General features: G+C 50.5%; 21 protein-coding genes, 1 other RNA gene and 2 pseudogenes. 16 read left to right on the plus strand and 8 right to left on the minus strand.

All coding sequences use genetic code 11. The features are described from left to right. The first annotated feature begins 4 nt into the window (after positions 1-4). The 7 genes from pfkA to FHT67_RS04180 all read left to right on the plus strand — a co-directional run bounded on the left by pfkA (position 5) and on the right by FHT67_RS04180 (position 9,936). Positions 5-973 carry a 6-phosphofructokinase gene (gene pfkA / locus FHT67_RS04150; protein WP_132304202.1) on the plus strand — a complete coding sequence of 323 codons (969 nt, stop codon included), beginning with the start codon at positions 5-7 and terminating at the stop codon, positions 971-973. A gap of 131 nt (positions 974-1,104) precedes the next feature. After that, positions 1,105-2,862: an ABC transporter ATP-binding protein gene (locus tag FHT67_RS04155; protein ID WP_481856672.1), complete on the plus strand. Its 1,758-nt coding sequence runs from the start codon at positions 1,105-1,107 to the stop codon at positions 2,860-2,862. Positions 2,863-2,880: 18 nt separating this feature from the next. Continuing rightward, on the plus strand, positions 2,881-3,555 hold the full coding sequence (locus FHT67_RS04160; RefSeq protein ID WP_167195962.1) for a response regulator transcription factor: 675 nt from the start codon (positions 2,881-2,883) through the stop codon (positions 3,553-3,555). Next, positions 3,552-4,625: a sensor histidine kinase gene (locus FHT67_RS04165; protein ID WP_132304208.1), complete on the plus strand. Its 1,074-nt coding sequence runs from the start codon at positions 3,552-3,554 to the stop codon at positions 4,623-4,625. The genes FHT67_RS04160 and FHT67_RS04165 overlap by 4 nt, the downstream gene beginning before the upstream one ends. A 91-nt stretch (positions 4,626-4,716) precedes the next feature. Then, entirely contained in the window at positions 4,717-6,198 is a 1,482-nt protein-coding gene (locus tag FHT67_RS04170) for a sensor histidine kinase (RefSeq protein ID WP_167195964.1), read from the plus strand. Further along, positions 6,176-6,865, plus strand: a complete 690-nt coding sequence (locus tag FHT67_RS04175; RefSeq protein WP_132304212.1) for a response regulator transcription factor — start codon at positions 6,176-6,178, stop codon at positions 6,863-6,865. The genes FHT67_RS04170 and FHT67_RS04175 overlap by 23 nt, the downstream gene beginning before the upstream one ends. Before the next feature lie 35 nt (positions 6,866-6,900). Then, positions 6,901-9,936: an efflux RND transporter permease subunit gene (locus tag FHT67_RS04180; RefSeq protein ID WP_167195967.1), complete on the plus strand. Its 3,036-nt coding sequence runs from the start codon at positions 6,901-6,903 to the stop codon at positions 9,934-9,936. A gap of 143 nt (positions 9,937-10,079) precedes the next feature. Here FHT67_RS04180 and FHT67_RS04185 read toward each other — a convergent pair whose 3' ends face one another. The 3 genes from FHT67_RS04185 to FHT67_RS04195 all read right to left on the minus strand — a co-directional run bounded on the left by FHT67_RS04185 (position 10,080) and on the right by FHT67_RS04195 (position 12,630). Beyond that, positions 10,080-11,267 carry a putative glycoside hydrolase gene (locus FHT67_RS04185; RefSeq protein WP_167195970.1) on the minus strand — a complete coding sequence of 396 codons (1,188 nt, stop codon included), beginning with the start codon at positions 11,265-11,267 and terminating at the stop codon, positions 10,080-10,082. A 185-nt stretch (positions 11,268-11,452) separates the two neighbouring features. Next, on the minus strand, positions 11,453-11,641 hold the full coding sequence (locus FHT67_RS04190) for a hypothetical protein (protein ID WP_015843733.1): 189 nt from the start codon (positions 11,639-11,641) through the stop codon (positions 11,453-11,455). Positions 11,642-11,790: 149 nt separating this feature from the next. Continuing rightward, positions 11,791-12,630: a YitT family protein gene (locus FHT67_RS04195; protein ID WP_167195973.1), complete on the minus strand. Its 840-nt coding sequence runs from the start codon at positions 12,628-12,630 to the stop codon at positions 11,791-11,793. A gap of 158 nt (positions 12,631-12,788) precedes the next feature. On the opposite strand from FHT67_RS04195, the gene cshA reads away from it, so the two are divergent. The 4 genes and pseudogenes from cshA to FHT67_RS04215 all read left to right on the plus strand — a co-directional run. Then, a complete protein-coding gene (gene cshA / locus FHT67_RS04200) occupies positions 12,789-14,378 on the plus strand; it encodes a degradosome RNA helicase CshA (protein WP_167195976.1) in 1,590 nt (529 codons plus the stop codon). Positions 14,379-14,472: 94 nt separating this feature from the next. Next, on the plus strand, positions 14,473-15,258 hold the full coding sequence (locus FHT67_RS04205) for a YesL family protein (RefSeq protein ID WP_132304222.1): 786 nt from the start codon (positions 14,473-14,475) through the stop codon (positions 15,256-15,258). Between the two features lie 52 nt (positions 15,259-15,310). Further along, positions 15,311-15,493: non-coding RNA, 6S RNA (gene ssrS, locus FHT67_RS04210), on the plus strand. Between the two features lie 159 nt (positions 15,494-15,652). Next, a pseudogene (locus FHT67_RS04215) lies at positions 15,653-15,940 on the plus strand (DUF1499 domain-containing protein); the annotation flags it as partial. Between the two features lie 29 nt (positions 15,941-15,969). Here the strand turns inward: FHT67_RS04215 and FHT67_RS30620 are convergent. Together FHT67_RS30620 and tpx are read right to left on the minus strand one after the other, a co-directional pair. After that, positions 15,970-16,008, minus strand: a pseudogene (locus FHT67_RS30620) (hypothetical protein). A gap of 92 nt (positions 16,009-16,100) precedes the next feature. Next, positions 16,101-16,619 carry a thiol peroxidase gene (tpx, locus tag FHT67_RS04220; protein ID WP_127496561.1) on the minus strand — a complete coding sequence of 173 codons (519 nt, stop codon included), beginning with the start codon at positions 16,617-16,619 and terminating at the stop codon, positions 16,101-16,103. A gap of 99 nt (positions 16,620-16,718) precedes the next feature. Between tpx and FHT67_RS04225 the strand changes: the two genes are divergently transcribed. Both FHT67_RS04225 and gltC read left to right on the plus strand, forming a co-directional pair. After that, positions 16,719-17,366 carry a rhomboid family intramembrane serine protease gene (locus FHT67_RS04225; protein ID WP_167195979.1) on the plus strand — a complete coding sequence of 216 codons (648 nt, stop codon included), beginning with the start codon at positions 16,719-16,721 and terminating at the stop codon, positions 17,364-17,366. Positions 17,367-17,398: 32 nt separating this feature from the next. Further along, positions 17,399-18,316 (plus strand): glutamate biosynthesis transcriptional regulator GltC, encoded by a 918-nt coding sequence (gene gltC / locus FHT67_RS04230; protein ID WP_132304228.1) that lies wholly within the window; start codon positions 17,399-17,401, stop codon positions 18,314-18,316. A gap of 67 nt (positions 18,317-18,383) precedes the next feature. Here the strand turns inward: gltC and FHT67_RS04235 are convergent, their stop codons facing one another. Then, positions 18,384-19,070, minus strand: a complete 687-nt coding sequence (locus tag FHT67_RS04235; RefSeq protein ID WP_015843741.1) for a zinc metallopeptidase — start codon at positions 19,068-19,070, stop codon at positions 18,384-18,386. A 52-nt stretch (positions 19,071-19,122) separates the two neighbouring features. Next, positions 19,123-19,563, minus strand: coding sequence for a MerR family transcriptional regulator (locus FHT67_RS04240; RefSeq protein ID WP_132304230.1), 441 nt, complete (start codon positions 19,561-19,563; stop codon positions 19,123-19,125). 342 nt (positions 19,564-19,905) lie between these two features. On the opposite strand from FHT67_RS04240, the gene FHT67_RS04245 reads away from it, so the two are divergent. The 3 genes from FHT67_RS04245 to FHT67_RS04255 are packed head-to-tail and all read left to right on the plus strand — an operon-like array spanning position 19,906 to position 23,124. Beyond that, entirely contained in the window at positions 19,906-21,264 is a 1,359-nt protein-coding gene (locus FHT67_RS04245; protein WP_132304232.1) for an ammonium transporter, read from the plus strand. A 40-nt stretch (positions 21,265-21,304) separates the two neighbouring features. After that, entirely contained in the window at positions 21,305-22,372 is a 1,068-nt protein-coding gene (locus FHT67_RS04250) for a DUF294 nucleotidyltransferase-like domain-containing protein (RefSeq protein WP_167195982.1), read from the plus strand. Positions 22,373-22,389: 17 nt separating this feature from the next. Further along, the gene (locus FHT67_RS04255; protein ID WP_132304236.1) at positions 22,390-23,124 is read left to right on the plus strand and encodes a 3'-5' exonuclease; all 735 of its coding nucleotides are present in this window, start codon (positions 22,390-22,392) and stop codon (positions 23,122-23,124) included. Here the strand turns inward: FHT67_RS04255 and FHT67_RS04260 are convergent. After that, the gene (locus FHT67_RS04260; RefSeq protein WP_167195985.1) at positions 23,110-23,550 is read right to left on the minus strand and encodes a M67 family metallopeptidase; all 441 of its coding nucleotides are present in this window, start codon (positions 23,548-23,550) and stop codon (positions 23,110-23,112) included. The genes FHT67_RS04255 and FHT67_RS04260 overlap by 15 nt on opposite strands. Positions 23,551-23,555 lie beyond the last annotated feature (5 nt).

Consider the following 23,555-nt stretch of genomic DNA (forward strand, 5'->3'; position numbering starts at 1 on the left):
GATTATGTCATCTGTAAAATCTATTGCTGTACTAACGAGCGGAGGCGACTCTCAAGGCATGAACGCGGCGGTCCGCGCCGTTGTCCGGAGCGCTCTGTATAATGGTCTCGACGTATATGGCGTTCAACGCGGTTATCAAGGTCTGATCAACGACGACCTCTTCAAGATGGATCTTCGCAGCGTAGGCGATATTATCCAACGCGGCGGCACGATTCTCCAGACGGCTCGCTGCAAAGAGTTTACTACTCCCGAAGGCCAACAGCGCGGTGCCGAGGTTCTGCGCGAGCGCGGAATTGACGGCCTGGTTGTTATTGGCGGCGACGGCTCTTATCAAGGCGCCAACAAATTGAGCAAGCTTGGCATCAAGACAATGGGTCTGCCGGGCACTATCGACAACGATATTCCGTTTACGGATTTCACGATCGGATTCGATACGGCTGTCAGCATCGTAGTTGACGCGATCAACAAAATCCGCGATACCATGTCCTCCCATGAACGTTCTTCCGTTGTTGAGGTTATGGGACGCCATTGCGGAGATATCGCTTTGTATGCGGGTCTTGCGAGCGGCGCGGAAACGATTATCGTTCCGGAAGTGCCAATCGACATGGCTGAAGTGTCCGCGCGCATGGAGAGCAACTTTGCCAAAGGCAAACGCCACAGTATCGTAGTCGTAGCCGAAGGCGCCGGTCGCGGTGAAGACGTGGCAAGGGAAATTACGAAGGGCTGCGGTCTTGAGCCTCGCGTGACGGTCCTTGGTCATATTCAGCGAGGCGGCACGCCAACGGCGATGGACCGGATTCTGGCAAGCCGTCTCGGCGACTTTGCGGTTCATCAACTGATGGAGGGCGAGTCCGGCAAAGCCTGCGGCATCGTACGCGGCGAGCTGGTTACTACCGACATTGATACGGTTGTTAACACCAAGAAGCCGTTTAATATGGAAATGTACAATCTGGCTCTTCGCCTTTCCCAATAAATTTTCATATCTAGCAAAGATGACAACGCCAGAGCAATTGCTGCTCTGGCGCTTTTTTGTTTAAATTGGGTTTACAATGGCGTAGTATTCTTCCAAGTGACTAGAATGCTTGCGGGAGAGGAATGAAAACAATGCGAAAAGCGAAGAAGCGCAAGGACGGAGGCAGCTGGCGTCCGTTTTTGAAGCTGATGCTGGACGCCAAGCCTTCGAAATGGCTGCTTGGAATTGCGGTAGGATTAAGCGTTATCTCTACCGTTGTTGGGCTGGCGGTACCTTTATTAACGAAAAATGTGGTGGACAGCTTTTCCATTACCGATATAAGCACGACGCAGATTATTGGGCTATGCCTGGCCTTTCTTGGGCAGGCGGCGGCATCCGGGGTATCCATCTACCTTCTGAACCGGGTCGGGCAAAGCGTTGTCGAAAGCCTGCGCGACCGGCTATGGAAGAAGCTGCTGGTCTTGACCGTGCCCTATTTCGATAAACACCGGACAGGGGATACGGTAAGCCGGGTAATCAATGATACGGGAATCGTCAAAGGATTGATTACGGAGCATTTGACCGGATTTTTTAACGGATTGATATCGATTATTGGCGCGGTAACGATCCTTATGTTCCTTGATTGGAAAATGACGCTGCTGATGCTGACGGCCTTACCGGTTGCGATGCTGATCTTTATTCCGGTCGGCCGGAAGATGACGAAGATTTCGAGAGAGCTTCAAGACGAGACGGCAGCGTTTACGACCGTGCTTGATCAGGCGTTGTCGGAAATTCGATTAGTCAAAGCGTCAAATGCGGAAGACTATGAATATAACAACGGCAAGCGTTCCATCGTGAAGCTGCTTGGTCTCGGCATCCGGGAAGGCAAGCTGCAGGCGGTTATTTTTCCGATTGTAGGGCTGGTCATGATGGGGATGCTTGTTCTGATTATTGCTTACGGCGGAATGCGCGTATCGTCTGGCGAGCTGTCTGCCGGTGATTTGGTCGCGTTTATCCTATATTTGATCCAAATTGTATTTCCGATTAACCAGATTTCGCAATTTTTCACGCAAATGCAGAAGGCAATCGGAGCGACGGAGCGGATTATCGCTACCTTGAATTCGGACGAAGAGCCAATGCACCAAGGTCGTCCTTTGCTTGACGCAAGACAGCCGATTGTAGTCGAGGATGTCACGTTTGCATACGGCGAGCAGGATGATGTTCTCCGGAATATCGATTTTACGCTTCGGCCGGGTACGGTGACGGCGATCGTTGGTCCAAGCGGCGGCGGGAAAACAACCCTGTTCTCGCTTCTTGAGCGGTTTTATCAACCGCAGCAGGGTACGGTTCGCATAGGGCAGGAGGATATCTTTGCTCTCTCCCTGCATGACTGGCGCAGCAAGATCGGCTATGTCTCGCAGGAAAGTCCGATTATTGCCGGGTCGATCCGGGATAATCTCACTTACGGCACGGGCAGAACGATTACCGATGAGGAAATGGAACTAGCCGCGAAAATGGCTTATGCGGATGTTTTTATTGACGAGCTTCCCGGCCGGTACGAGACGGAGGTTGGCGAGCGCGGCATCAAGCTGTCCGGCGGGCAGCGTCAGCGGATTGCAATCGCAAGGGCGATTCTGCGCGATCCCCAAATTCTGATGCTGGACGAGGCGACTTCAAGCCTGGACAGCAAATCGGAGATTGTCGTGCAGCAGGCTCTCGATAATCTGATGGTTGGGCGCACGACGCTGGTTATCGCGCATCGGTTGTCCACGGTGGTGGATGCCGATCAGATTTTGTTTGTCGAGAAGGGAACGATTACGGGAAGAGGCACGCATGAACAGCTGCTGCAATCCCATGAGCTCTATCGCGAATTTGCCAACCAGCAATTACGGCTAGAGAAAATCTCGTAACGGAAAGGGAGAATGAACATGGCTTGCGTTATGGTCGTTGACGACGATGTGCATATTCGGGAGTTAATCAGCCATTACTTGAAGGTTGAAGGATTTGAGGTGCTGGAAGCCTGTGACGGCATAGATGCCTTGAGGATATTGGAGTCCGCTAAAGCGGATCTGGTCATTATGGATGTCATGATGCCGAACATGGACGGCTGGGAGCTCTGCGCCGAGATTCGCGATCATTATGATTTGCCGCGGCTTATGCTGACGGCGAAAGGGGAAACGGCTCAGAAGCTGAAGGGCTTCGAGCTGGGCGCCGATGATTATCTGGTGAAGCCGTTTGAACCGCTGGAGTTGATTGCGCGGGTGAAGGCGCTGCTTAAACGTTACAGGATCGCGTCTTCGCAGACGGTTCAAGCGGGGGATCTTATTCTTGACCGGAAGACTTATGCGGTTCAGGTCAATGGACAGAGCATGACGCTTCCGCTTAAGGAATTCGAGCTTCTGTTCAAGCTGGCCAGTTATCCGGGGCAATCGTTCTCGCGCGGACAGCTGATTGAAGAAATATGGGGGTACGATTTCGAGGGGAATGAACGGACGCTTGATGTTCATATCAATCGGCTGCGCGAAAGATTCCCGGAAGCGTTGCATACCTTCCGTATTGCGACGATCCGTGGTCTGGGCTATCGTCTGGAGGTGCAGGGTTGAAGGATAAGCTGAAGCTTGTGCTTAAAGTTCTCGTGAGAATCGGCCAATTCAGCCTCATGCTTTCGTTTGTTACGGCATGCTGGACTGCCGTTTATTTTTTTAGCCATTGGTTATACAACCAAATCCATTGGACTCCACATCATTATGTCGCTCAACTTCTAAATTTGCTGGGCGGTTTCTTTTTAATGGGCATTGTGATCCAATTAATCGGATTCTTCTTTTTTCACAAAAGGCAGAAGGAATTTACGAATTCGATGAGAGACGCGCTTAGACGGATTGCGCAAGGCGATTTCAAGGTGCGTCTCAACTTCGGCAAGATGGATCCAAGATACATGGAGATTCTCGACGAGATTAACCTGATGGCGGACGGACTCGAGAAGCTGGAGGAGCTGCGGCAGGAGTTCATTTCCGACGTTTCGCATGAAATTCAGACACCGCTAACATCCATTAGCGGTTTTGCGCGCGCGCTGCAGAATCAGTCGATTGATTCTGACACCAGGATGAAATATTTGCGTATTATCGAAGGGGAAAGCTCCAGGCTGTCCAAGCTCAGCGAGAATTTGCTCCGGCTTGCCTCGCTTGATTCGGAGAAGCATCCCTTCGAGCCTAAGCGTTACCGGCTGGACCGACAGCTCGGAACGCTTATTCTTTCTTGCGAACCGCAGTGGACGGGGAAATCCATTGAACTTAACGCGGATCTTGACGATGTCTACGTGGAAGCCGATGAGGATCTGCTCAGTCAGGTCTGGATCAATCTGATCAGCAACAGCATCAAGTTTACGCCGGAAGGCGGTCAGATCGATATTGCTTTAAGGGAACTGGGGGGCATGGTGGAATTCCGGATCAAGGATACCGGGATCGGCATTGCCGCCGATCAGCATGAGCTTATTTTCGACCGCTTTTTCAAATCAGACAAGGCCAGAAGCCGCAAGGTTGGGGGAAGCGGCCTTGGGCTGTCGCTGGTGAAAAAGATCGTCGAGATGCATCACGGCTCCGTTGTGGTGGAAAGCGAGCTTGGCCATGGCTCTGTCTTTATCGTAACGCTGCCTGCGTCGATTGGCCATTTGTAAGAACTTTGTAAGAAATGCTTTCGAGTTCGTTTAGAATTCACGGTTATGATAAACGATAGATTCAAAACTTCCGCAGTCAGGGTGAGTACGATTGTCCATTCGAGTGAAGCTGTACATGTCGTATTTGGCCATGGTTTTTCTGCCGATGGTCTTGATCCTGGGCTTTGTCGTGTTTGTGCTTTATGCCGGTGGCATGCAGGATTTGAGAGAATATTTCCGCGTGGAGAAGGAGGAGAAGACGAACCAGTCCCTCATTTACGGTGAATTGAAATACGTTCTCGAGAATGATACCGACAAGCTTTCGTCCCCAGCTTATACCGATAAGCTTCAGCGTAGACTGGCTGACCAATGGGCGGGTCTTATCATGGCGAAGGATGGAATCGTAACGGAGGTTCCGGTGTTTTTGAAGGAACTGTCACCGCATGAGGACTGGCAAGGATTGTTCGACAAGTCACCGAATACGGTATCTTTCAAAGCTTTCAAGTTTCAAATCAACGAAATCGCCTTCAGGTATCCGGACGGACACAACGGTCAGATGCTGCTCCTTCGCCGCTATGATGTTGTGCCGCCGCTTTGGAGGCCTATTGGGACTTTGATCTTTATCGCGTTTATCGGTTTGTCCAGTCTGATTCTGACCTATTACGTTTCCCGCAGCATCATTCGGCCGATTCATGCGCTGAAGACGGCTGCCTTGCAGATCAAGGACGGCGATTTATCGCAAAAGGTTGTTGTCAGGAGCAAAGGGGAAGTCGGGCAGCTCGCCGCGGCCTTCGAAGCGATGAGGATCCAGCTCAAGGAGTCCATCGATCAAAGCTTGCAGTACGAGGAAAACCGGAAGCAGCTGCTGTCCCATATTTCGCATGATTTGAAGACGCCGATCTCCGCGATCAAAGGCTATGTGGAAGGCATTATGGACGGCATCGCCAACACGGACGAGAAGCGCCAGCGGTACATGGAGACCATTTATCATAAAGCTAACGACATGGATCAATTGATTGACGAATTATTTTTGTTTTCCAAGCTGGATTTGCACAAGGTCGCCTTTGATTTCAAAACGATTGATTCGGTCAAATATTTGGAGCATTACTTAGAGGAGCAGCGGTTTGATCTTGAAAAATCGGGCGTAAAGCTCAGCTTTCAGTCTCCTCCCGGCGTGCAGCTGCTGATCGCGGCCGATCCGGACAAGCTTGGCCGGGTATTAACGAATATTTTGAATAACAGCGAGAAGTATATGGGCCAGCTTCCGGAATCCGCGGAGAAGAGGGTTACGGTCTCGGTTCGGGAGAAAGGAAGCGATGTGCTTGTTGCCATCGAGGATACGGGACCGGGGATCGAGAAGGAGGATCTCCCGTATATCTTTGACCGGTTCTACCGGGCGGAGCAGTCCCGGAACTCCGAGACGGGAGGAAGCGGGCTAGGTCTTGCTATCGTCAAACAAATTATTGAAGGGCATGGCGGTACGGTCTGGGCGGAAAATGTGGAAGGCGGCGGGGCCAGATTCTGCTTCCAACTCCCAAGAGCCGAACCCGTTAGAACGGTGGTGATCGAGCATGAAGAGCATTCTAATCATTGAAGACGAGAAGGCTATTGCCGAGCTGGAGAGGGATTATCTGGAAAGCCACGGCTTTGCCGTCGAGATCGAAGGGCGAGGGGATATCGGGCTGCAGAAGGCATTAAGCGGCTCCTATGACCTGATCATTCTGGATGTCATGCTGCCGAAGCTGGACGGGTTCGAAATTTGCCGCCAGATCAGGCAGACGAAAAATATTCCGGTGCTCATGGTCACGGCGAAGAAGGAAGATATCGATAAGATCAGGGGACTTGGGCTTGGGGCGGATGACTACATGACGAAGCCTTTTAGTCCAAGCGAGCTGGTGGCCAGGGTAAAGGCGCATTTAGGCCGATACGAGCGGCTCACTGCGGACCGGGGCGAGAGCCGTGAACAGATTGGGATCCGGGGACTTTTGATCGATAAAACCTCCAGAAGAGTAACGATTCATGACCGGGAGGCCATGCTGACCTCCAAGGAATATGATCTTCTGCTGCTTCTGGCTTCCCATCCTAACCGGGTTTTTGAGAAGGAGGAGCTGTTTGAGCGGATATGGGGTCTAGACTCAAACGGCGACGCAGCTACGGTAACGGTTCATATTCGGAGGCTGCGCGAAAAAATCGAACACGATCCGTCGAACCCGCAATACATCGAGACGATATGGGGCGTCGGATACCGGTTCAAAGTGTAAAAGCAGAGTAGATAATAGAGAAGGAGTGGGAAGGTTTGAAAAGCATGATCAAGTTTTCGCTGAATAACAAATTTGCTTTATGGATCATGACGGTTATCGTCCTGTTCGCGGGCCTGTATTCCGGCCTGAACATGAAGATGGAGACGCTGCCGGACATTACGGTGCCAATCGTCAGCGTAACCACGGTGCTGCCTGGCGCTGCGCCGGAAGAAGTGATGGAGAAAGTGACCAAACCGATCGAGCAGCAGACACGGAATATGGAAGGAGTGGACAGCGTCAGCTCGACATCCTTCGAGAATGCATCTTCGGTCATCATCCAATATAAATTCGGAACCGATATGGATAAGGCGGAAAGCGAGGTGAAAAGCCTGCTTGCCGACCTGAAATTGCCGGAAGGAGCGCAAGATCCGGACGTATCCCGAATCAGCCTGAATGCCTTCCCGGTTATTTCGCTTAGCTTCGCAAACGACAAGCAAGATCTGGCGCAGCTGACCGATCTGGTGAATTCCAGTATTTTGCCTGAACTGCAAGGGATATCGGGCGTAGCGGATGTTCAGATTTCCGGTCAGAACGTCCTGCAAGGGCAGCTTGCATTCGATCAAGCCAAGCTTGCGCAGCTCGGCCTGACGGAGGATGCCGTAAAAGGCATCATTCAAGCCTCCGCGATGAAAGCCCCTCTAGGGATCTTTGAGTTCGGCGATTCCGAGAAAGCGGTTGTCGTTGACGGCAACGTATCCACGGAAGAGGATCTGAACAATCTGATTCTGATGCCTAACGTAAAGCTTAGCGATGTAGCGAAGCTGACGGTAGAAGGCAAGGCGGAATCCGTATCCCGTACGAACGGCAAGGACTCAATCGGCATTAACATTGTAAAAGCGGCGGACGCCAATACGGTGGACGTTGTTAACAATGTGAAGGATGCCATTAAGGCTATGGAAGAGAAGAACGATGGCCTTACTATCGTTACCACGCTCGATCAAGGCGCTCCTATCGAGAAATCGGTTGAGACCATGCTGAGCAAAGCCGTTATCGGCGCATTGTTCGCTGTAGTTATCATTATGATCTTCCTGCGTGATATCCGTTCCACCGTTATCGCCGTTGTCTCGATTCCGCTGTCGATTCTGATTGCGCTGCTCATCTTAAGCCGCATGGATATTACGCTTAATATTATGACGCTAGGCGCCATGACGATCGCGATCGGGCGGGTTATCGATGACTCGATTGTCGTTATCGAGAACGTGTACCGCCGGATGGCGCTTAAAGGCGAGAAGCTGAAGGGCAAAGAGCTGATTTTGGATGCGACCCGCGAAATGTTCGTTCCGATCATGTCCTCGACGATTGTAACGATTGCCGTATTCCTTCCGCTCTCGTTCGTATCCGGCATGGTTGGGGAGATCTTCACGCCGTTTGCCTTAACCGTCGTATTCGCTTTGCTCGCATCCCTGCTTGTTGCGATTACGGTCGTGCCGATGCTGGCTCATATGATGTTCAGGAACGGTATCAAGGAAGGCAAGGCCGTGGACCACGACAAGCATGGCCGCCTGGCAACCTGGTACAAAGGCATTCTGGCATGGTCGCTTAACCATAAAGTCATTACTTCCGTTATTGCGATTGTTCTGCTTGTAGGCAGTCTCTCGCTGACGCCGCTCATCGGCATGAGCTTCCTGCCGGGCGATGAGCAGAAATCGATGATCGTCACGTACAACCCGGCTCCTGGCGAGACGAAGGAGCAGGTTGAAGAAATGGCGCTGAAGGCGGAAAAAGAACTGATGAAGCGCGAAGGCATTGATATCGTGCAGTACGCGGTTGGCGGCCAGAACCCGATGAACCCTGGCGCGTCGAAGCAGGCTTTGTTTAACCTGACTTACGATGAAGACATGAAGAACTTCTCCGACGAGAAGGATCAGATTGTTCCGCTTCTCCAGAAGCTCGGCGGCAAAGGCGAATGGAAAGAGCAGAACTTCGGCGCAGGCGGCGGCGTAGGCGGATCGACGATCTCCATGGTCGTATACGGTCCGGATATGGATTCGCTTGATCCGGTCGTAACCGATCTGATGAACAAGCTGAAAGAAAACAAAGATCTCGAGAAAGTGGACTCCAGCCTCTCCGAGCGTTACGAGCAATACCGCATCGTAGCGGATCAAGCGAGGATGAGCCAATATGGCTTGACTGCCGGCCAAGTGGCAATGGCGCTTAGCCCGGTTAGAGACAATCCGGTATTGACTACGATCAAGAAAGACAATGAAGACGTAAATGTGTACGTTAAGGTGGATACAAAGACGTACAAAGAAAAATCCGACCTTGAAAACGTCATGCTTAAATCGCCTGTTACAGGCGCGGAGGTTGCGCTGAAGGATGTCGTGAAGATCGAAGAGGGCAAATCGCCAAATACGATTACCCGTCTCGACGACCGCATTAATGCGGAAGTAACGGCCGACGTCGTATCCTCTAACGTAAGCGCGGTATCCTCGGACTTGCAAAAAACGATTGACGGCATGAAGCTGCCTGCAGGCGTTGAGATCAAAATGGGCGGCGTGACGGAAGACATGCAAGAATCGTTTACGCAGCTTGGCCTGGCCATGCTTGCCGCTATAGCGGTCGTATACCTTGTGCTTGTCATTACGTTTGGCGGAGCTCTTACTCCGTTTGCCATCCTCTTCTCGCTGCCGTTTACCGTTATCGGCGCATTGGTTGGCCTGTGGATCGCAGGGGAGACGATCAGCGTTACTGCCTTGATCGGTATGCTGATGCTTATCGGCATCGTGGTAACGAATGCGATCGTACTCGTAGACCGCGTTATTCACAAGCAAAAAGAAGGCTTGTCCGTTCGCGAATCGCTGCTGGAGGCGGCGGGCACGCGTCTGCGTCCAATCCTGATGACCGCTATCGCTACGGTGGGCGCGCTCCTGCCTCTTGCGTTTGGTTTCGAGTCGGGCGGTCTGATCTCGAAAGGAATGGCGATCACCGTTATCGGCGGTCTGATCAGCTCCACGCTGCTGACACTTATCTTCGTACCGATGGTATACGAATTGTTCAACCGTCGGAAAAAAGCGAAAGCAATTGTTGAATAACTCGTTTGTAATTTAAAAAGGCTTCTTCGATCCGAAATTGGTCGAAGAAGCCTTTTTTATTGAATTGGTTTTAATTGGTCAGCGGAGGTTATTTCGAGTCGAGCGTGACTTTGCGCGTTTGTTTCAACCACTTAACCGGAGCGTCAATACTTCACTCCCTCAGAATAATGGTTTCCGGCATTCCATAACAGGTACTCGTCGACCCCGGCATCGTGGAGGGCTTTGATCTGTGCTTCTACCTCAGTCGCACCGTACTTGATGTAGTGGCCTTTGCCAAGCCAGCTTGCGGTGAAATCCTGAATCCAAGGCCGGATGATCGGCTTTTTGTCTCCGATGGGATCGAGCTTTTTATGCGTATCCTTCATCGCTCCGGCAATGGTAGCGTACGGACTCTTGTCCGGGTCCTGCTGCTCGAACCAGCCTGACCCGTAATGGCTTGGGTAGATCATCGGCGAGATGACATGGACATCGCTCGATATCTTTACAAAATCCTGGCCGATGCCTTCAGCGGCAGGCACGGAGGCGGCGTAGCCGAATATATCGACGGAGACGCGGACGCCTAACGGCTCAAGCTGCTCCCGGGCATATTTCACGAAGCCGGCAACGGCATCCACGCGGCTCTGATCGGTTTTCGCGAAGGTAAGCGAATCCGCCTTCTTCTCGAAGCCTTCCGGGAAACGCACGTAGTCGAATTGAATTTCTTTGAAGCCCAGCTTGACGGCTTCTTTCGCAACCGCGACGTTATATTTCCACACTTCGGGCATATACGGGTTGACGAAGCTGTCCCCTTTGCCGTTGGCCCACAAGGATCCGTCGGCGCGGCGGTAGGAAAGCTCGGGATGCTTTTTGGCCAGGACCGTATCCTTAAACACGACGATTCGGGCAATCGGATAGACCTTATGAGCCTCCAGCTTCGACATCAGGGCATGAATATTCGAGATATATTTTTGCGTGGTGCCAAGCTTCAGCAGCTCTGGCGTTTGCGTCGGATAGGTTATGTATCCGTTATCATCTTTGACGTCAATGACCATGCTGTTGAGGTCCGTGTCGTCCATAAGCTTCAGCAGAGAGTTCAGACGCGATCCACCGGCGCTGTAAGCCGTTACGTAGACGCCTTTGACTGTTGGTGCCTCCGGCTGGGGATCAGCCTTTAAGCCGTCTCTGAACGCTTCTGGCGTTGCGGTGGTCATTGCCGGTACGGCTTGGATAATCGTTTTTCCTGCGGCTGCGTTAAAAAGAGAGGCAGCAAGCTGTTTCGAGGCGGCATTTTCTTCTCCGGTTCCCGTAACAAGATGATACAAAAGCATCAGCGTCGAAAAGATAATGTCCATAATTATGCCCTCTCCCCGTTAGCGTTTTCATCCAAATTATAAAGCAGAAGAAGGAATCGTGGCATTATTTTTTTCGGTCCGGCTTCTTTCTAAGCAGGCAATTGTTTCAAGTCCCGCTGCAAACAAAAAAGCCTGCCGGCACGAAGCCGACAGGCTAATCTTTCTAGATTTAATACCCCATTTTGTCATTGCAGTAAAGCCTGTATTTGATGCTCGCAAATGCTGTGCTGTACAATTTCCCTTGCATCTTCCGGTTCCAGAACGGCTAATCCATCCCGCAGCACGATGTTAATCGCAAGCTCGCGCTTCGTGAGGAAAGAACTTAGCTCGGGCGCCAGCTTTTCCACAATCTGTGACAATGTGACTGTTTCCATATCCACCTGAGCATCACCCTTTCATCATAGGTTCAGGGCAAATCATATGGCAAGAAAACAAAATTAACGGGATAACCACATTATAACAGGATGAAATGCAAAAACATAGGGATATGTATATGATTCCATGTTTGTCTATTATACCTGGGCTAATCCTTCGACCGCCGGAAGTCGCCTATAACCCCGACGGTTTCCACGATATTAACGAAGGCGCGGTTATCGATCGAGGCAATCGTTTTTCGCAGCTCGGCAAGCTCGTATCGCGTACGGACGGTCATCAGCATATCCTGTTCGGCAGACGTGTAGGCGCCTCTGGTCTTGATTATCGTAATGCCGCGAGGATGGCTTAGCAGCTTCGTAAGCATCTCCTCCGTCTTGGTGGTTATAATAAAGGCTGTTACTTTAATATGCCGGACATGGATGATGTCGACCACTTTCCCCGCGATATAGATGGACAGCAGGGAGTAGAGCGCCAGATTCCAATCCTGCGTGTAGAGGACGAGTGCCGCGATGACAAGGCCGTTCAGGGTGAAAATAATGGATCCGACCGGCAAGTCCCTTTTGCGTGTTATAATGGATGCGATGATGTCGAAGCCGCCGGAAGATCCGCCGTATCTTAAGGTCATGCCTGTTCCAACGCCAAGGATAATACCGCCAAAGACGGAGGCCAAGACTAAATCTTTGGCTATGGCCGTAACCGGAATGAGCTGGAGAAATAAAGTGGAAGCCAGAACGGTGTACATGCTCCAGATGATAAACCGTCGTCCCACGATAAACCACCCCCAGACGAGTACGGGAACATTTAGTATCAGATACAGCCAGCCGATATTTCCGCCGGTAATGTAGCCGATCATCATCGCAACGCCGGACAAGCCGCCGCTCAACAATTGGTGGGGAATGAGGAACAAATTGAACGCGCCTGCAATAAGCAAAGCGCCTATGGTCATAACTACTGCGGTAACACCGGGTTTAAAAATCCATTTGTTCATTTTTGGTAATCTCCATAATTGAATTCGCCGAAAATCAGCGGTTGTTAATCTATGGTAGTATGGCTTTTTGCCCATTGCTGGTATTCGTAAGTTGTTATGTGCTATAATGGTTTGGATATTTTTTAGTAGGCTGCAGATAAAAGGAGTATGAGAAAAGTTTGAAAACATTTGCTGAATTTGGCCTGGAACCGAAAGTGTTGCAGGCAATTACGGAGCTTGGATTTGAGGAATCTACCCCAATCCAAGACAAATCGATCCCAATTGCAATGGCGGGGAGCGATATGATTGGTCAAGCACAGACGGGTACAGGCAAAACGGCTGCATTCGGAATTCCACTTATTAACAAAATTCCGACTAGTGAAGAACGCATCGTTGCATTGATTATGACGCCAACCCGCGAGCTTGCTATCCAAGTAGCAGACGAGATCGGGAAGCTGACTAAATACAAAGGTCTTCGTTCACTGCCGATCTATGGCGGACAAGAAATCGGTCGCCAGATTCGCGCGCTGAAAAAGAAGCCGCAAATTATTATCGGTACACCGGGCCGTTTGCTCGACCATATTAACCGCAAGACCATTAAGCTTGAAGATGTACAGACCGTTGTTCTTGACGAAGCGGACGAAATGCTGGACATGGGCTTCATGGAGGATATCCAATCCATTCTGAAGCAAGTGCCGGAAGAGCGCCAAACTTTGCTGTTCTCGGCAACTATGCCTCCGAACATTCAGAAGCTGGCACAGCAATTCCTGAAAAATCCGGAGCATGTAGCGGTTATTTCAAAACAAGTTACAGCACCAACGATTCAACAAAATTATTTCGAGGTTCACGAGCGTCAGAAATTCGAAGCGCTAGCCCGCTTGCTCGATATGGAATCGCCTGAACTCGCAATCATTTTCGGTCGTACGAAACGTCGTGTTGATGAGCTCAGCGAAGGTCTGCAAAAACGCGGATATTCGGCTGACGGCCTTCATGGTGACCTGTCTCAGAACCAGCGCGATAACGTTATGCGCAAATTCCGTGACGGCAGCATTGACGTTCTGGTGGCAACCGACGTTGCGGCACGCGGTCTCGACGTGTCCGGCGTAACGCATGTTATCAACTTCGATCTTCCGCAAGATCCGGAGAGCTACGTTCACCGTATCGGTCGTACAGGCCGTGCCGGCAAAGAAGGCTCCGCTTATTCGTTCGTAACGCCTCGCGAAGTGGATCATCTTCACTTTATCGAGAAGGTTACGCGTCAAAAAATCAGCAAGAAGCCTTTGCCAAGCCTGGCGGAAGCGATTGAAGGCAAGCAACGCCTTACGGCGGAGCGCGTGCTCGAAGTGGTTCAGAACGATGACTTCACCGAGTACAAGGGCATTGCCATCCAATTGCTGGAGCAATATGACTCCGTGCATTTGATGGCGGCGGCTCTCAAGCTGCTTACCGGCGAGAAGAAAGACGTTAGCGTTGAGCTGACGCCGGAAGAACCGCTTCGCGCTAAAAAACGCAAGCCGGATATCCGCTCGAACGGTCGCCGTTTCTCTGGCGGATCGTTTGGCGGCGGCAATCGCGGCGCTCAAGGCGGCGGCGGTTACCGCGGCCGTGACGACAGACGCGGACAAAGCGGCAGCGGATCCCGCAGCGGATATGAAAATCGCAACCGCGACAATAACGGCGGTGGACGCGGACGCAGCGGCGAAGGCCGCAGTAACAGCAGCGAACCGCGCCGTCCGAAATATTCGTCTGAAGACTTCGTGAACAACTAAGGTATGTAGATCAGGGGAAGTCCGTGATGCCTAACGGGCATCCGGGCTTTCCCCTTTTTTTCATAATCATTCTATTAGGGTAGGGGCGAATCAAATGGAACCAAAAGGCCTTGTTGGCGGTTTGTATCGGATTTCCGAATGGATAATGCGTCTGGCGGTCATTAACATCTTATGGCTGGTATGTTCGATTCCGTTTGTATTTATCGCATGGAGCGGACTTCTTGCAGCCCCGGCGAATACGTCTGATTCTGCGATTACAAGTCAGGTGTATGCTACATTAATTATGATGGCGGTTATCGCGCCGTTCACCTTGTTCCCGGCCACGGCAGCGATGTTTACGATTGCGCGCAAATGGGTAATGGGTGAAGTCGATGTACCTATGTTTAAAACGTTCTTCCGCGGTTACAAAGAGAATTATGTGCAAAGCATGATCGGCGGCATTTTCTACTCGCTTGTACTCGGCATCATGATCATTGACTTTATTGTTTATCAGGATAAATTCAATTTGTTCTCATACCTGTATCTGGCGATCTGCTTGCTTCTCGTTGTTTCCTTATTCAATTTCTTCTCGATGCTCGTGCACTATCATATGAAAACGTTTCAATTGCTGAAAAACGCGATCCTGATTACGATCGGACGTCCGATCCGTTCGTTCTCGACGGCGATTATGGCAGCAGCAGTCATGTACTTCAGCACGCAGTATACGTTCCTTATTCCTTTCTTTATGGGCAGCGTAATTGCTTATCTTTCGTTCTGGAATTTCCACTTGATCTACCGCAAGCTTCAAGATCAAATGGAGAACGAGAAGAAGAAGGCGGCGGAGGAGCAGGAAAACGAGCTTGCGGAGCTTACGGATTCCGAGAGGGACCGTAACCAGTAAATAGCAAGCAAAGCGAAGTTTACTTTTGCCGGATTTACGTCTATAATAGCAATACATCCTGCGATGTTCGTTTCGGCTTTTCGTTGTTTTGAACCAATGGCTGTTTCTAGGGAGACCAACATTGAAACGCGGCTGACAAGCCCTCAAAAGGGGATCTCAAAAACGTTTCTGAGGACACCCACCTGCGAGAGCGGGTTCAGAAGCATGTAAGTCGGACGGCATAGGCGGGTTTTTTCTTGCCATTATAGTGACCGGCAGTTCCTTGGTTGTCCTTACGGGATGATCAAGGAACTGCTTTTGTATGTTGAAACCTGTTTATGGACTTTTTTCATGCATATAAACATGCTACAATTATAATGATGTACATAGATGCTAGAGGGGGAGATCATCGTTGTTGAAGCGCACTCTAATCGGACTGCTTCGCAGTCACGAAGCGACGGGCGATAAAGCTAAAGACCCACTGCTCAAATCACATATTTATAAACTTTCGAAGGAAAAGGCTTGGGAGGAAGTTCTGTCTACCTTGAAGAAAATGCAGGGTTACAAGCTGCTCCACGAAGTGAAGTCGGTTGGGGAGATTGTCATGGAGAAGCGTACGATGACGGGGCGTACAATGGATATTACGGTAACCGTTATTGGCGTGAATCCTGTTACCTCGGCAGTTGATATTTATTCCGCTTCCAAAGGCTCGCTTGGCGATCTTGGTTCCAATTACCGGGTTATTCTTGACATTTACCGGACGCTGGACAAGAAGCTCGCTGCTTTTAAGGCATAAGAAGGAATCACATAATAAATAAAAAAGCGAGGAAGGCAAGCCTTCACTCGCTTTATTTACGCTTAAATTATACGAGAGCTTTAACGGCGTTGATGGCTTGCTCGTAGTTTGGATGTTCTGTCATTTCGGACAGATATTCGACGTATTGTACTTTATCGTTTGCGTCGATAACGAAGATCGAGCGCATATCGAGGCCGAATTCTTTTATGTACACACCGTAAGCTTGGCCGAAGTCATGCGATTTGAAGTCCGACAGCATAACGACTTTGTCTACGCCTGCCGCACCGCACCAACGGGATTGCGCGAAAGGAGTATCAACGCTTACGGTCAGCACGATTACGTTGTCGCCAAGCGAAGCGGCTTCCTCGTTGAAACGGCGGGTTTGCGCATCGCACACGCCCGTGTCGATTGAAGGAACAACGCTAATCAATTTTACTTTGCCTGCGAAATCTTTCAAGGATACGGAGTCAACAAGCGATTTGTTGACGGTGAAATCGGGAGCTTGGTCTCCAACTTTAACTTCCGGTCCGATTAATGTAATAGGATTGCCTTTAAATGCGGCAACGCCAGTGCGTTCTTGTGACATAATGGATATGTCCTCCTTCTCACGTTTAAGGTTTGTAACAGGTTATATTATAAGCTTTATGAATCGGGGTTGTCCAATGGTTGGAAGGAGTGATGCGTAATGATTTTTTTAAGGTACGAAAGCTTTCGGGGTTATTTGCGCGCTTATCCGGTTACTTCGGCGATCATTGCGCTTAATCTCATTTATTTTATTGCAATCGCCGTGACAGGGGATATTAACGACAATTATCATTTAATGAAGTCGGGCGCATTTGTCAGCTATATGCCCGATAATCCGTATGGTCTCAAGGAGCCTTGGCGGATTATCACCTCGATGTTTATGCATTCAAGCTTTCAGCATATTTTCTTTAATATGTTCTCGATCCTTGTATTTGCCCCGCCTCTGGAGCGATTATTGAAGCCGGTGAAATATGCTGTGTTTTATTTATTGTGCGGTATTATCTCGAATTTTTTCACCGGCGCGGTACATGGTCTGTATGGGGATGACCAGACTATTTATTTGTCCACCGGGGCTTCGGGAGCGATATACGGAGTATTTGGAGCATTTCTCTATATTGCCATCTTCCGGAAGGCGTGGCTGGACCAGAGCTCGAGAAAAACGGTTTACACGATTCTTGGCTTTGGTCTGGTCTTCTCGGTTATTGTGCCTAGCGTAAGCCTGCTTGGGCATGTTGGGGGCGGAGTTGCAGGATTTTTGCTTTACGGCTTATTGGACCGCGCGATGACGAAGAGACGGCGCGTGTATTAGAATCAGGATGTACGGGAGAGATTGGAGACATTATGGAACTACGACAGCTTTATTATTTTGTGAAGGTTGCCAGAAAAGAACATGTGACGCAAGCGGCCGAGGAGCTGCATGTTGCGCAATCTGCGGTCAGCCGTCAAATCCATCAGCTCGAAGAAGAGCTTGGTGTGAAGCTGTTTTTGCAGAAGGGACGCAACCTGCAGCTGACGCCGGTAGGGCAGCTGTTTCTTAAACGCGCGGAAGTGATTCTCGATGATCTGGAGAGGGCAGTCGTGGAAATTCACGAGTTTATGGATCCGGAGAAAGGGGAAATCCGGCTGGGCTTCCCGCATAGTCTTGGGGTGTCGGTTGTTCCCCAGGTGGTCGCAGCCTTCCGCAAGCTTCATCCTAATGTCAAATTTCGATTCCGTCAGGGCATGTACCCTTCCTTGATTCGCGATATGGTAAAAGGCGAGATTGATCTAGCTTTTATCTCGCCTTTCCCGGATGAGCATGAGCAGGTCTGCGGCGAGGTTCTGTTAACCGAAGAGCTGTTTGCCATCCTGCCGCCCAACCATCCGCTTGCCGGCGAGCAGGAGATTGATCTTATTCAACTGAAGGAAGATACGTTTGTTATGTTCAGCGAAGGATATTCGCTTCGGCCGATTGTATGGGAAGCCTGCCAGGAGGCCGGGTTTACGCCAAAAATCGGCTTTGAAGGGGAAGAGACTGAAACTATACGGGGATTGGTTGCGGCCGGTATGGGGGTAAGTCTGCTGCCGGAGATGGCCTTGTATCATGCGGGTGTGCTCCAATCGGCCAAGGTTCGCGTAAGAACGCCCAATGTAACGCGGAATATCGGCATCATCCACCGTTCGAACGAGAAGATGCCGCTAGTGGCTAAAGTATTTCATGGCTTCCTGTTGAGATACTTTAATGAGCTAGAAGGCAAGCAGGGGAATAAGGAGAAATAAGCAGCAGAAAAAGGGCTGTCCCATCGTCTTGGCGACGATTGGGGCAGCCCTTTTTTCGTTATGTTGGTTAATCATCGTTGTTCGATGAAGTGAAGATCATAATGTACTTAACGAGCTCCAGCAAGGAGATGAGCGCTGCCGCCACGTAAGTGAGGGCCGCTGCGTTAAGCACCTTGGCTACGCCGCGTTCCTCTTCGTTCGTAATGAAGCCCTCGGCAACCATCAAATCGCGTGCCCGGTTGCTTGCGTTGAATTCGACGGGCAGCGTGATTACCTGGAAGGCAACCGCAACGGAGAAGAAGATGATACCGAGTCCGACAAGGTTCATCGCGTGGAACAGGAAACCGGCGATAAGCAGGAACGGTGCAATGCCGGATGCGATGTTCACGACCGGGAAGATCCGGTGGCGAAGCACCAGCATGGGATAATGTACTTTGTGCTGAATCGCATGGCCAACCTCGTGGCAGGCAACCGCAACAGCGGAAATCGAGCTTTCGTAATAGACCGGCTCTGATAATCTGACAACGCGGTGGATCGGATCGTAATGGTCCGACAAGGTGCCGCGTACGGGCTCGATAGGTACGTCATGCAAGCCGTTGGCATCCAGCATGCGTCTTGCCGCCTGGTAACCGGTCAATCCGTACGTCGTTTGTACGCCGGCCCAGCGGTTGAACGTTCCTTTTACCCGGAACTGCGCCCAAATGGATAAACCGAAGGCAATTAGGATCAGGAAGTCCATAGGGTGAAAAAACATGTGATCATACCTCCATCAGAGTGGTCAAGGAATACATCGATGGGACATATTCTTACATAAATGGCCCTTTGTTAATAAGGAGCATTAACGCCTCGATGCAAGCCGCGGTTTGAGGCATCAGGCGGGTATACAGCCGGTTTGCTTGTCTCGGCTTAAGCTGCTTGATCACCGGCTCCAGCTCTTTTACTTCGCGTTCCAGCTGGGATAGGTGATGCTGAAGATCCGTCAGCTTCTGAGATACTTGCTCCTCGGGCGTAACCTTGCTCCAGCCTTCCAAAGCTTCCTTGATTTCGTCTAGCGTATATTTTTCGTTCTTCATTTGTTCGATACGTTTGAGACGGACTAAAGTTTCATCATGGTACAAGCGATAATTTTTGGCGGAACGTTCCGACGGTTCTAATAGGCCCATTGAGGTGTAATAATCAATAGTCCGAGGGCTGACACCCGCTAACTTCGCGAGTTCGCCTATACGATAAAGCTTCGTATCCCCAATCTCTCCACCTTCTTTCTATAATACTGTCCTTTAATCATAATCGGAAACTAACCGTACAGTCAAACGTGTTACATGAATGTACAAATTTCGCCTCTTTAATGAAGGCTCATAGATTCTGATTCCAAAGTCGTAGATTCAAAATGCGAAGAATGTATAGACTCTAGAACCAATTCACTAAAGGATTTGTGAAAAAACTTAACATTCCGTTCGTTTTTAGACACGAACGTTAGATTTTTTTCTATTTTAGAAGAATATATATTGTCAAATTAGGTGTTCCTGACTATAATGACATTAAGTCTTTCCTAACATGTTAGTAAACATTACATTAAGGGAGTGGTCGTATTGATTAAGAAAATGGTGTTAACTTTAGCTGCATTATGCTTGGTGTTCCCGGCAATGGCGTTTGCCGATGACCCAACGGCAGGAACACTTAACATGGGAATTAACTCGCTGTGGGTAATGGTAGCCTTCGTGCTCGTATTGCTCATGCAAGGCGGTTTTATCCTTTTAGAAACAGGCTCCACCCGAATGAAAAACGCAGGCCACGTTGCCGGCAAAACGATTTTCACAGCAGGTCTAGCGGCATTGATTTATTGGGCGGTTGGTTACGGCTTCGCATTCGGCGCCGACAGCTCGCTTAACGGATTTATCGGATTTGGCGATTTCCTGTTTGATCCTTCTATTATTAGCGTAGACGACGGACTTCCTACTACATTGTTCTTCCTGTTCCAATTGGCTTTCGCCATTGTATCGCTGTCCATCGCTTGGGGCGGCTTCGCGGAACGCGCTAAATTGTCCTCCTACTTTATCTTTACCATTATCTTTATCGGTATTATTTATCCTATCGTGGCTCACTGGATCTGGGGCGGCGGCTGGCTCGCTAAAGACGGCGCGCAAGACTTCGCGGGTTCGACCGTTGTTCACTTGTCCGGCGCTATTGCGGCATTCGCGGCAACCGTGCTGCTCAAACCGCGTATCGGCAAATACAACAAAGACGGCTCCGCTAACGAAATTTCCGGGCATAACCAAGTATTTACCGCACTTTCCGTATTGCTTCTGTGGGTTGGCTGGTTCGGCTTTAACGCCGGTTCTACTCTCGCAATCGGCGATGGCTTCTTTGGTTATGTAGGCTTTACTACCATGCTGGGTGCAGGCGCCGGCGCAGTTGCGGCTCTGCTGATCTCGTGGGCGGTTAACGGGAAAGCCGACATTACGACTATGCTGAACGGTACTCTTGCCGGTCTCGTTGCTATTACGGCTTCTTGCGCATTCGTAGAGCCTTGGGCTGCTGTCGTTATCGGTCTGGTAGCAGGCGTGCTTGTATTCTACAGCGCGAAATTCTTCGAGAAAATCAAAGTGGACGATCCGATCTATGCCATGTCGGTGCACGGCGCTGCGGGTATCTGGGGTACGCTGGCTAACGGTATTTTCGCGACTGACGAATTGGCGGCAAAAGTTGGCGTCGGCCAAGGCGGTCTGATCGACACAGGCAGCTGGCACCAATTGGGCGTTCAAGCGCTGTCGGTTCTGGTATGCGGCGCGTTTGTCCTTGCCGCATCGTTCCTGGTTCTTTTCCTCATTAAAGTAACAATCGGCTTCCGCGTAACGGAAGAGCAAGAAATTATCGGTCTTGACCTGAGTGAGCACGGCGCTTATGGTTATCCTGAGCAACTTAAAAAAGGTCAAGGCATCCAAGGCTAAAACAAGTTTTGTTGGACTGACCTGAGGGGAGAGGCGGCGGATGGGCGATCCGGTACGTGTGCAGCTTCTGAAGCAAATCGGCAAGGCCGATAACGTGAATGTACTGCGCAGTTTGCGGGATCAAGTACACGAGCATATGAAAGGTATCCTCCAGATGAGTCCGGTCGAACAATTCAACGAACAATTAAATGAGCTGCATGATACACTAATCTGCCGCTCAATCATACTTGCGGAAGCGGAAATGGCACGGCTCGGGATTGGTTCTCCCCCCGTGCCATACGCGTATCTATTGTTCGGCAGCGGAGGACGTCAGGAGCAGACGCTGTCGAGTGATCAGGACAGCGGTATTGTGTTTGAGGACCCCGCAAGCGATTTGGAGGAAACCAGGGCTTATTTTCAGCAATTAACCTCAATCATCGTCTCGATGCTGCATCAGTCCGGTTATCCGTTATGCGAAGGCAATGTGCTGAGCAACAACCCGGAATGGTGCATGTCGTTAACCGAATGGAAGGTCAAGCTGAATGGCTGGTTTGGAGAGCCTGCCTGGGAAGCCGTTCGGTACTTGTTGATCATGGCGGACGGAAGGCCGGTCTACGGCGACCATCGTCTTGCTTTTGAACTGAGAGATCATTATTTCAATAATGTCGTAGAGTATCCGAATATCACGAGGCGAATGCTTGACAATACGATGCGCCATAAGGTGCTGCTCGGATTATTTGGCCATTTATTGAAGGAACAATACGGCTCGGATGCGGGAAGTCTGGACATCAAATACGGGGCTTATATACCGCTTGTGAATGCGATTCGGTTATTGGCCATTCAAGCGGGTATCCGCGATACGTCAACGTTGTCGCGAATCCGCACGCTTGCCCTTCACGAACAATTGCCATCGGAGGAGGCTGCGGCTTATGAACAGGCTTTCCTGCTCTTTCTCCGGCTACGGTTAATGACGACGGAGCAGAATGAGGACGGACTATACGCCAACAACGGAAAGCTCTCCAGCCGGAGCTTGTCGAGAGAGATGACCGAGGAGCTGAAGAGCGCGCTGAAAACCAGCAAGAAGCTCCAGCGAAAGGTGTTTAAACGGACAACGGGAAGGCTCATGTAAGGCGGTGATGAAAGGAAATGAAGGAACCAAAAGGCGTCGGGCGGATGTGGAACCTGTACAAAATGGGGGGCTTTACGCCTGCCCTTGCCTCCATGCTGGGCTCGCAAAACGCGCAGCAGATGGCGTTTATCCGTTCCATCAACAAGGAGCAGCGCAAACAGTCCATGCTGGATACGCCGTTGAAGGAGCTCGACATCGTAGTTTTCGATTTGGAAACGACCGGGTTCTATCCTTCTAACGGCGACGAGATCCTATCATTTGGGGCGGTCCATATGAAGGGGCTTGAGCTTGACGAATCCAGGCAGTTCCATAGTCTAGTTAATCCGAAGCGCCGTATTCCAAGGCAAATTACCGAGCTGACGGGAATAACAAACGAGATGGTGCAGGACGCGCCAGATCTGATGCAGGTTCTCCATGATTTCATGGAGTTTATCGGAAGAAGGCTGCTCATTGCGCATGCAGCCGGGCATGATAAGCAATTTTTGAACGCAGCGTTATGGCGGACCTCCAAGGTCAGCTTGAATCACCGGGTATTGGACACGATGCTGGTTGCCAAGTGGCTGGAGCCGAAGCGGGCCTCCTATGCGCTCGACGATCTCCTGGAGGACTTTGGGATTCCGATTACCGAGCGTCACCATGCTCTGCAGGACTCCATGATGACGGCGAAGCTATGGCAGAAGTTTCTTGTCCGGATTTTGGACCGGAACATTATGACATTAGGAGATTTATACGCTTATTTAAGTAAGCATTAGAGCAAGCGGGCGGAAGGTTTGTTTATACAAACGGTAAGGCCGGACATCTGCGGCGGAACTGCCCGGCATGGAGACAATCCAATAAGAGATCCCATCATCGGAGACCGGCAAGCCAAGCCAATCGCGTTTCGAAGGTATGGCCGATGAATTCGGATGGGAGTGGAAAAAACCGACGAGCGACTGTCGGTTTTTTTGTATGTCGAAATACGCGGATACCCATTCGGCCGGGTCAAAACGGAATGAGCGAACAGGATCCTCGTGTACGTTCGTGATGACATAAGCTTGCGTAACTATAGCGGGAATTTCCGGCGCAGCCGGCGTTCCCGCAAGGATTCCGCAAGCCTCTTGGGGCATCGCTTCCCGGCAGATGCCGAGCAGCTGTCCGTATGCCTGATGAGTAATCGAAATGGTCGAGATGGATAACATGCGAG

The organism is Paenibacillus sp. BK720 (assembly GCF_011761545.1).
GTDB lineage: Bacteria > Bacillota > Bacilli > Paenibacillales > Paenibacillaceae > Pristimantibacillus.

What these genes read in the sequence shown, in the direction of transcription:
- FHT67_RS04190 (WP_015843733.1), bottom strand. Translation starts at nt 11,641, where the DNA reads ATGGAAACAGTCACATTGTCACAGATTGTGGAAAAGCTGGCGCCCGAG.
- FHT67_RS04195 (WP_167195973.1), bottom strand. Translation starts at nt 12,630, where the DNA reads ATGAACAAATGGATTTTTAAACCCGGTGTTACCGCAGTAGTTATGACC.
- FHT67_RS04160 (WP_167195962.1), top strand. Translation starts at nt 2,881, where the DNA reads ATGGCTTGCGTTATGGTCGTTGACGACGATGTGCATATTCGGGAGTTA.
- pfkA (WP_132304202.1), top strand. Translation starts at nt 5, where the DNA reads ATGTCATCTGTAAAATCTATTGCTGTACTAACGAGCGGAGGCGACTCT.
- FHT67_RS04155 (WP_481856672.1), top strand. Translation starts at nt 1,105, where the DNA reads ATGCGAAAAGCGAAGAAGCGCAAGGACGGAGGCAGCTGGCGTCCGTTT.
- gltC (WP_132304228.1), top strand. Translation starts at nt 17,399, where the DNA reads ATGGAACTACGACAGCTTTATTATTTTGTGAAGGTTGCCAGAAAAGAA.
- FHT67_RS04205 (WP_132304222.1), top strand. Translation starts at nt 14,473, where the DNA reads ATGGAACCAAAAGGCCTTGTTGGCGGTTTGTATCGGATTTCCGAATGG.
- tpx (WP_127496561.1), bottom strand. Translation starts at nt 16,619, where the DNA reads ATGTCACAAGAACGCACTGGCGTTGCCGCATTTAAAGGCAATCCTATT.
- FHT67_RS04175 (WP_132304212.1), top strand. Translation starts at nt 6,176, where the DNA reads ATGAAGAGCATTCTAATCATTGAAGACGAGAAGGCTATTGCCGAGCTG.
- FHT67_RS04185 (WP_167195970.1), bottom strand. Translation starts at nt 11,267, where the DNA reads ATGGACATTATCTTTTCGACGCTGATGCTTTTGTATCATCTTGTTACG.
- FHT67_RS04250 (WP_167195982.1), top strand. Translation starts at nt 21,305, where the DNA reads ATGGGCGATCCGGTACGTGTGCAGCTTCTGAAGCAAATCGGCAAGGCC.
- FHT67_RS04225 (WP_167195979.1), top strand. Translation starts at nt 16,719, where the DNA reads ATGATTTTTTTAAGGTACGAAAGCTTTCGGGGTTATTTGCGCGCTTAT.
- FHT67_RS04260 (WP_167195985.1), bottom strand. Translation starts at nt 23,550, where the DNA reads ATGTTATCCATCTCGACCATTTCGATTACTCATCAGGCATACGGACAG.
- FHT67_RS04235 (WP_015843741.1), bottom strand. Translation starts at nt 19,070, where the DNA reads ATGTTTTTTCACCCTATGGACTTCCTGATCCTAATTGCCTTCGGTTTA.
- FHT67_RS04255 (WP_132304236.1), top strand. Translation starts at nt 22,390, where the DNA reads ATGAAGGAACCAAAAGGCGTCGGGCGGATGTGGAACCTGTACAAAATG.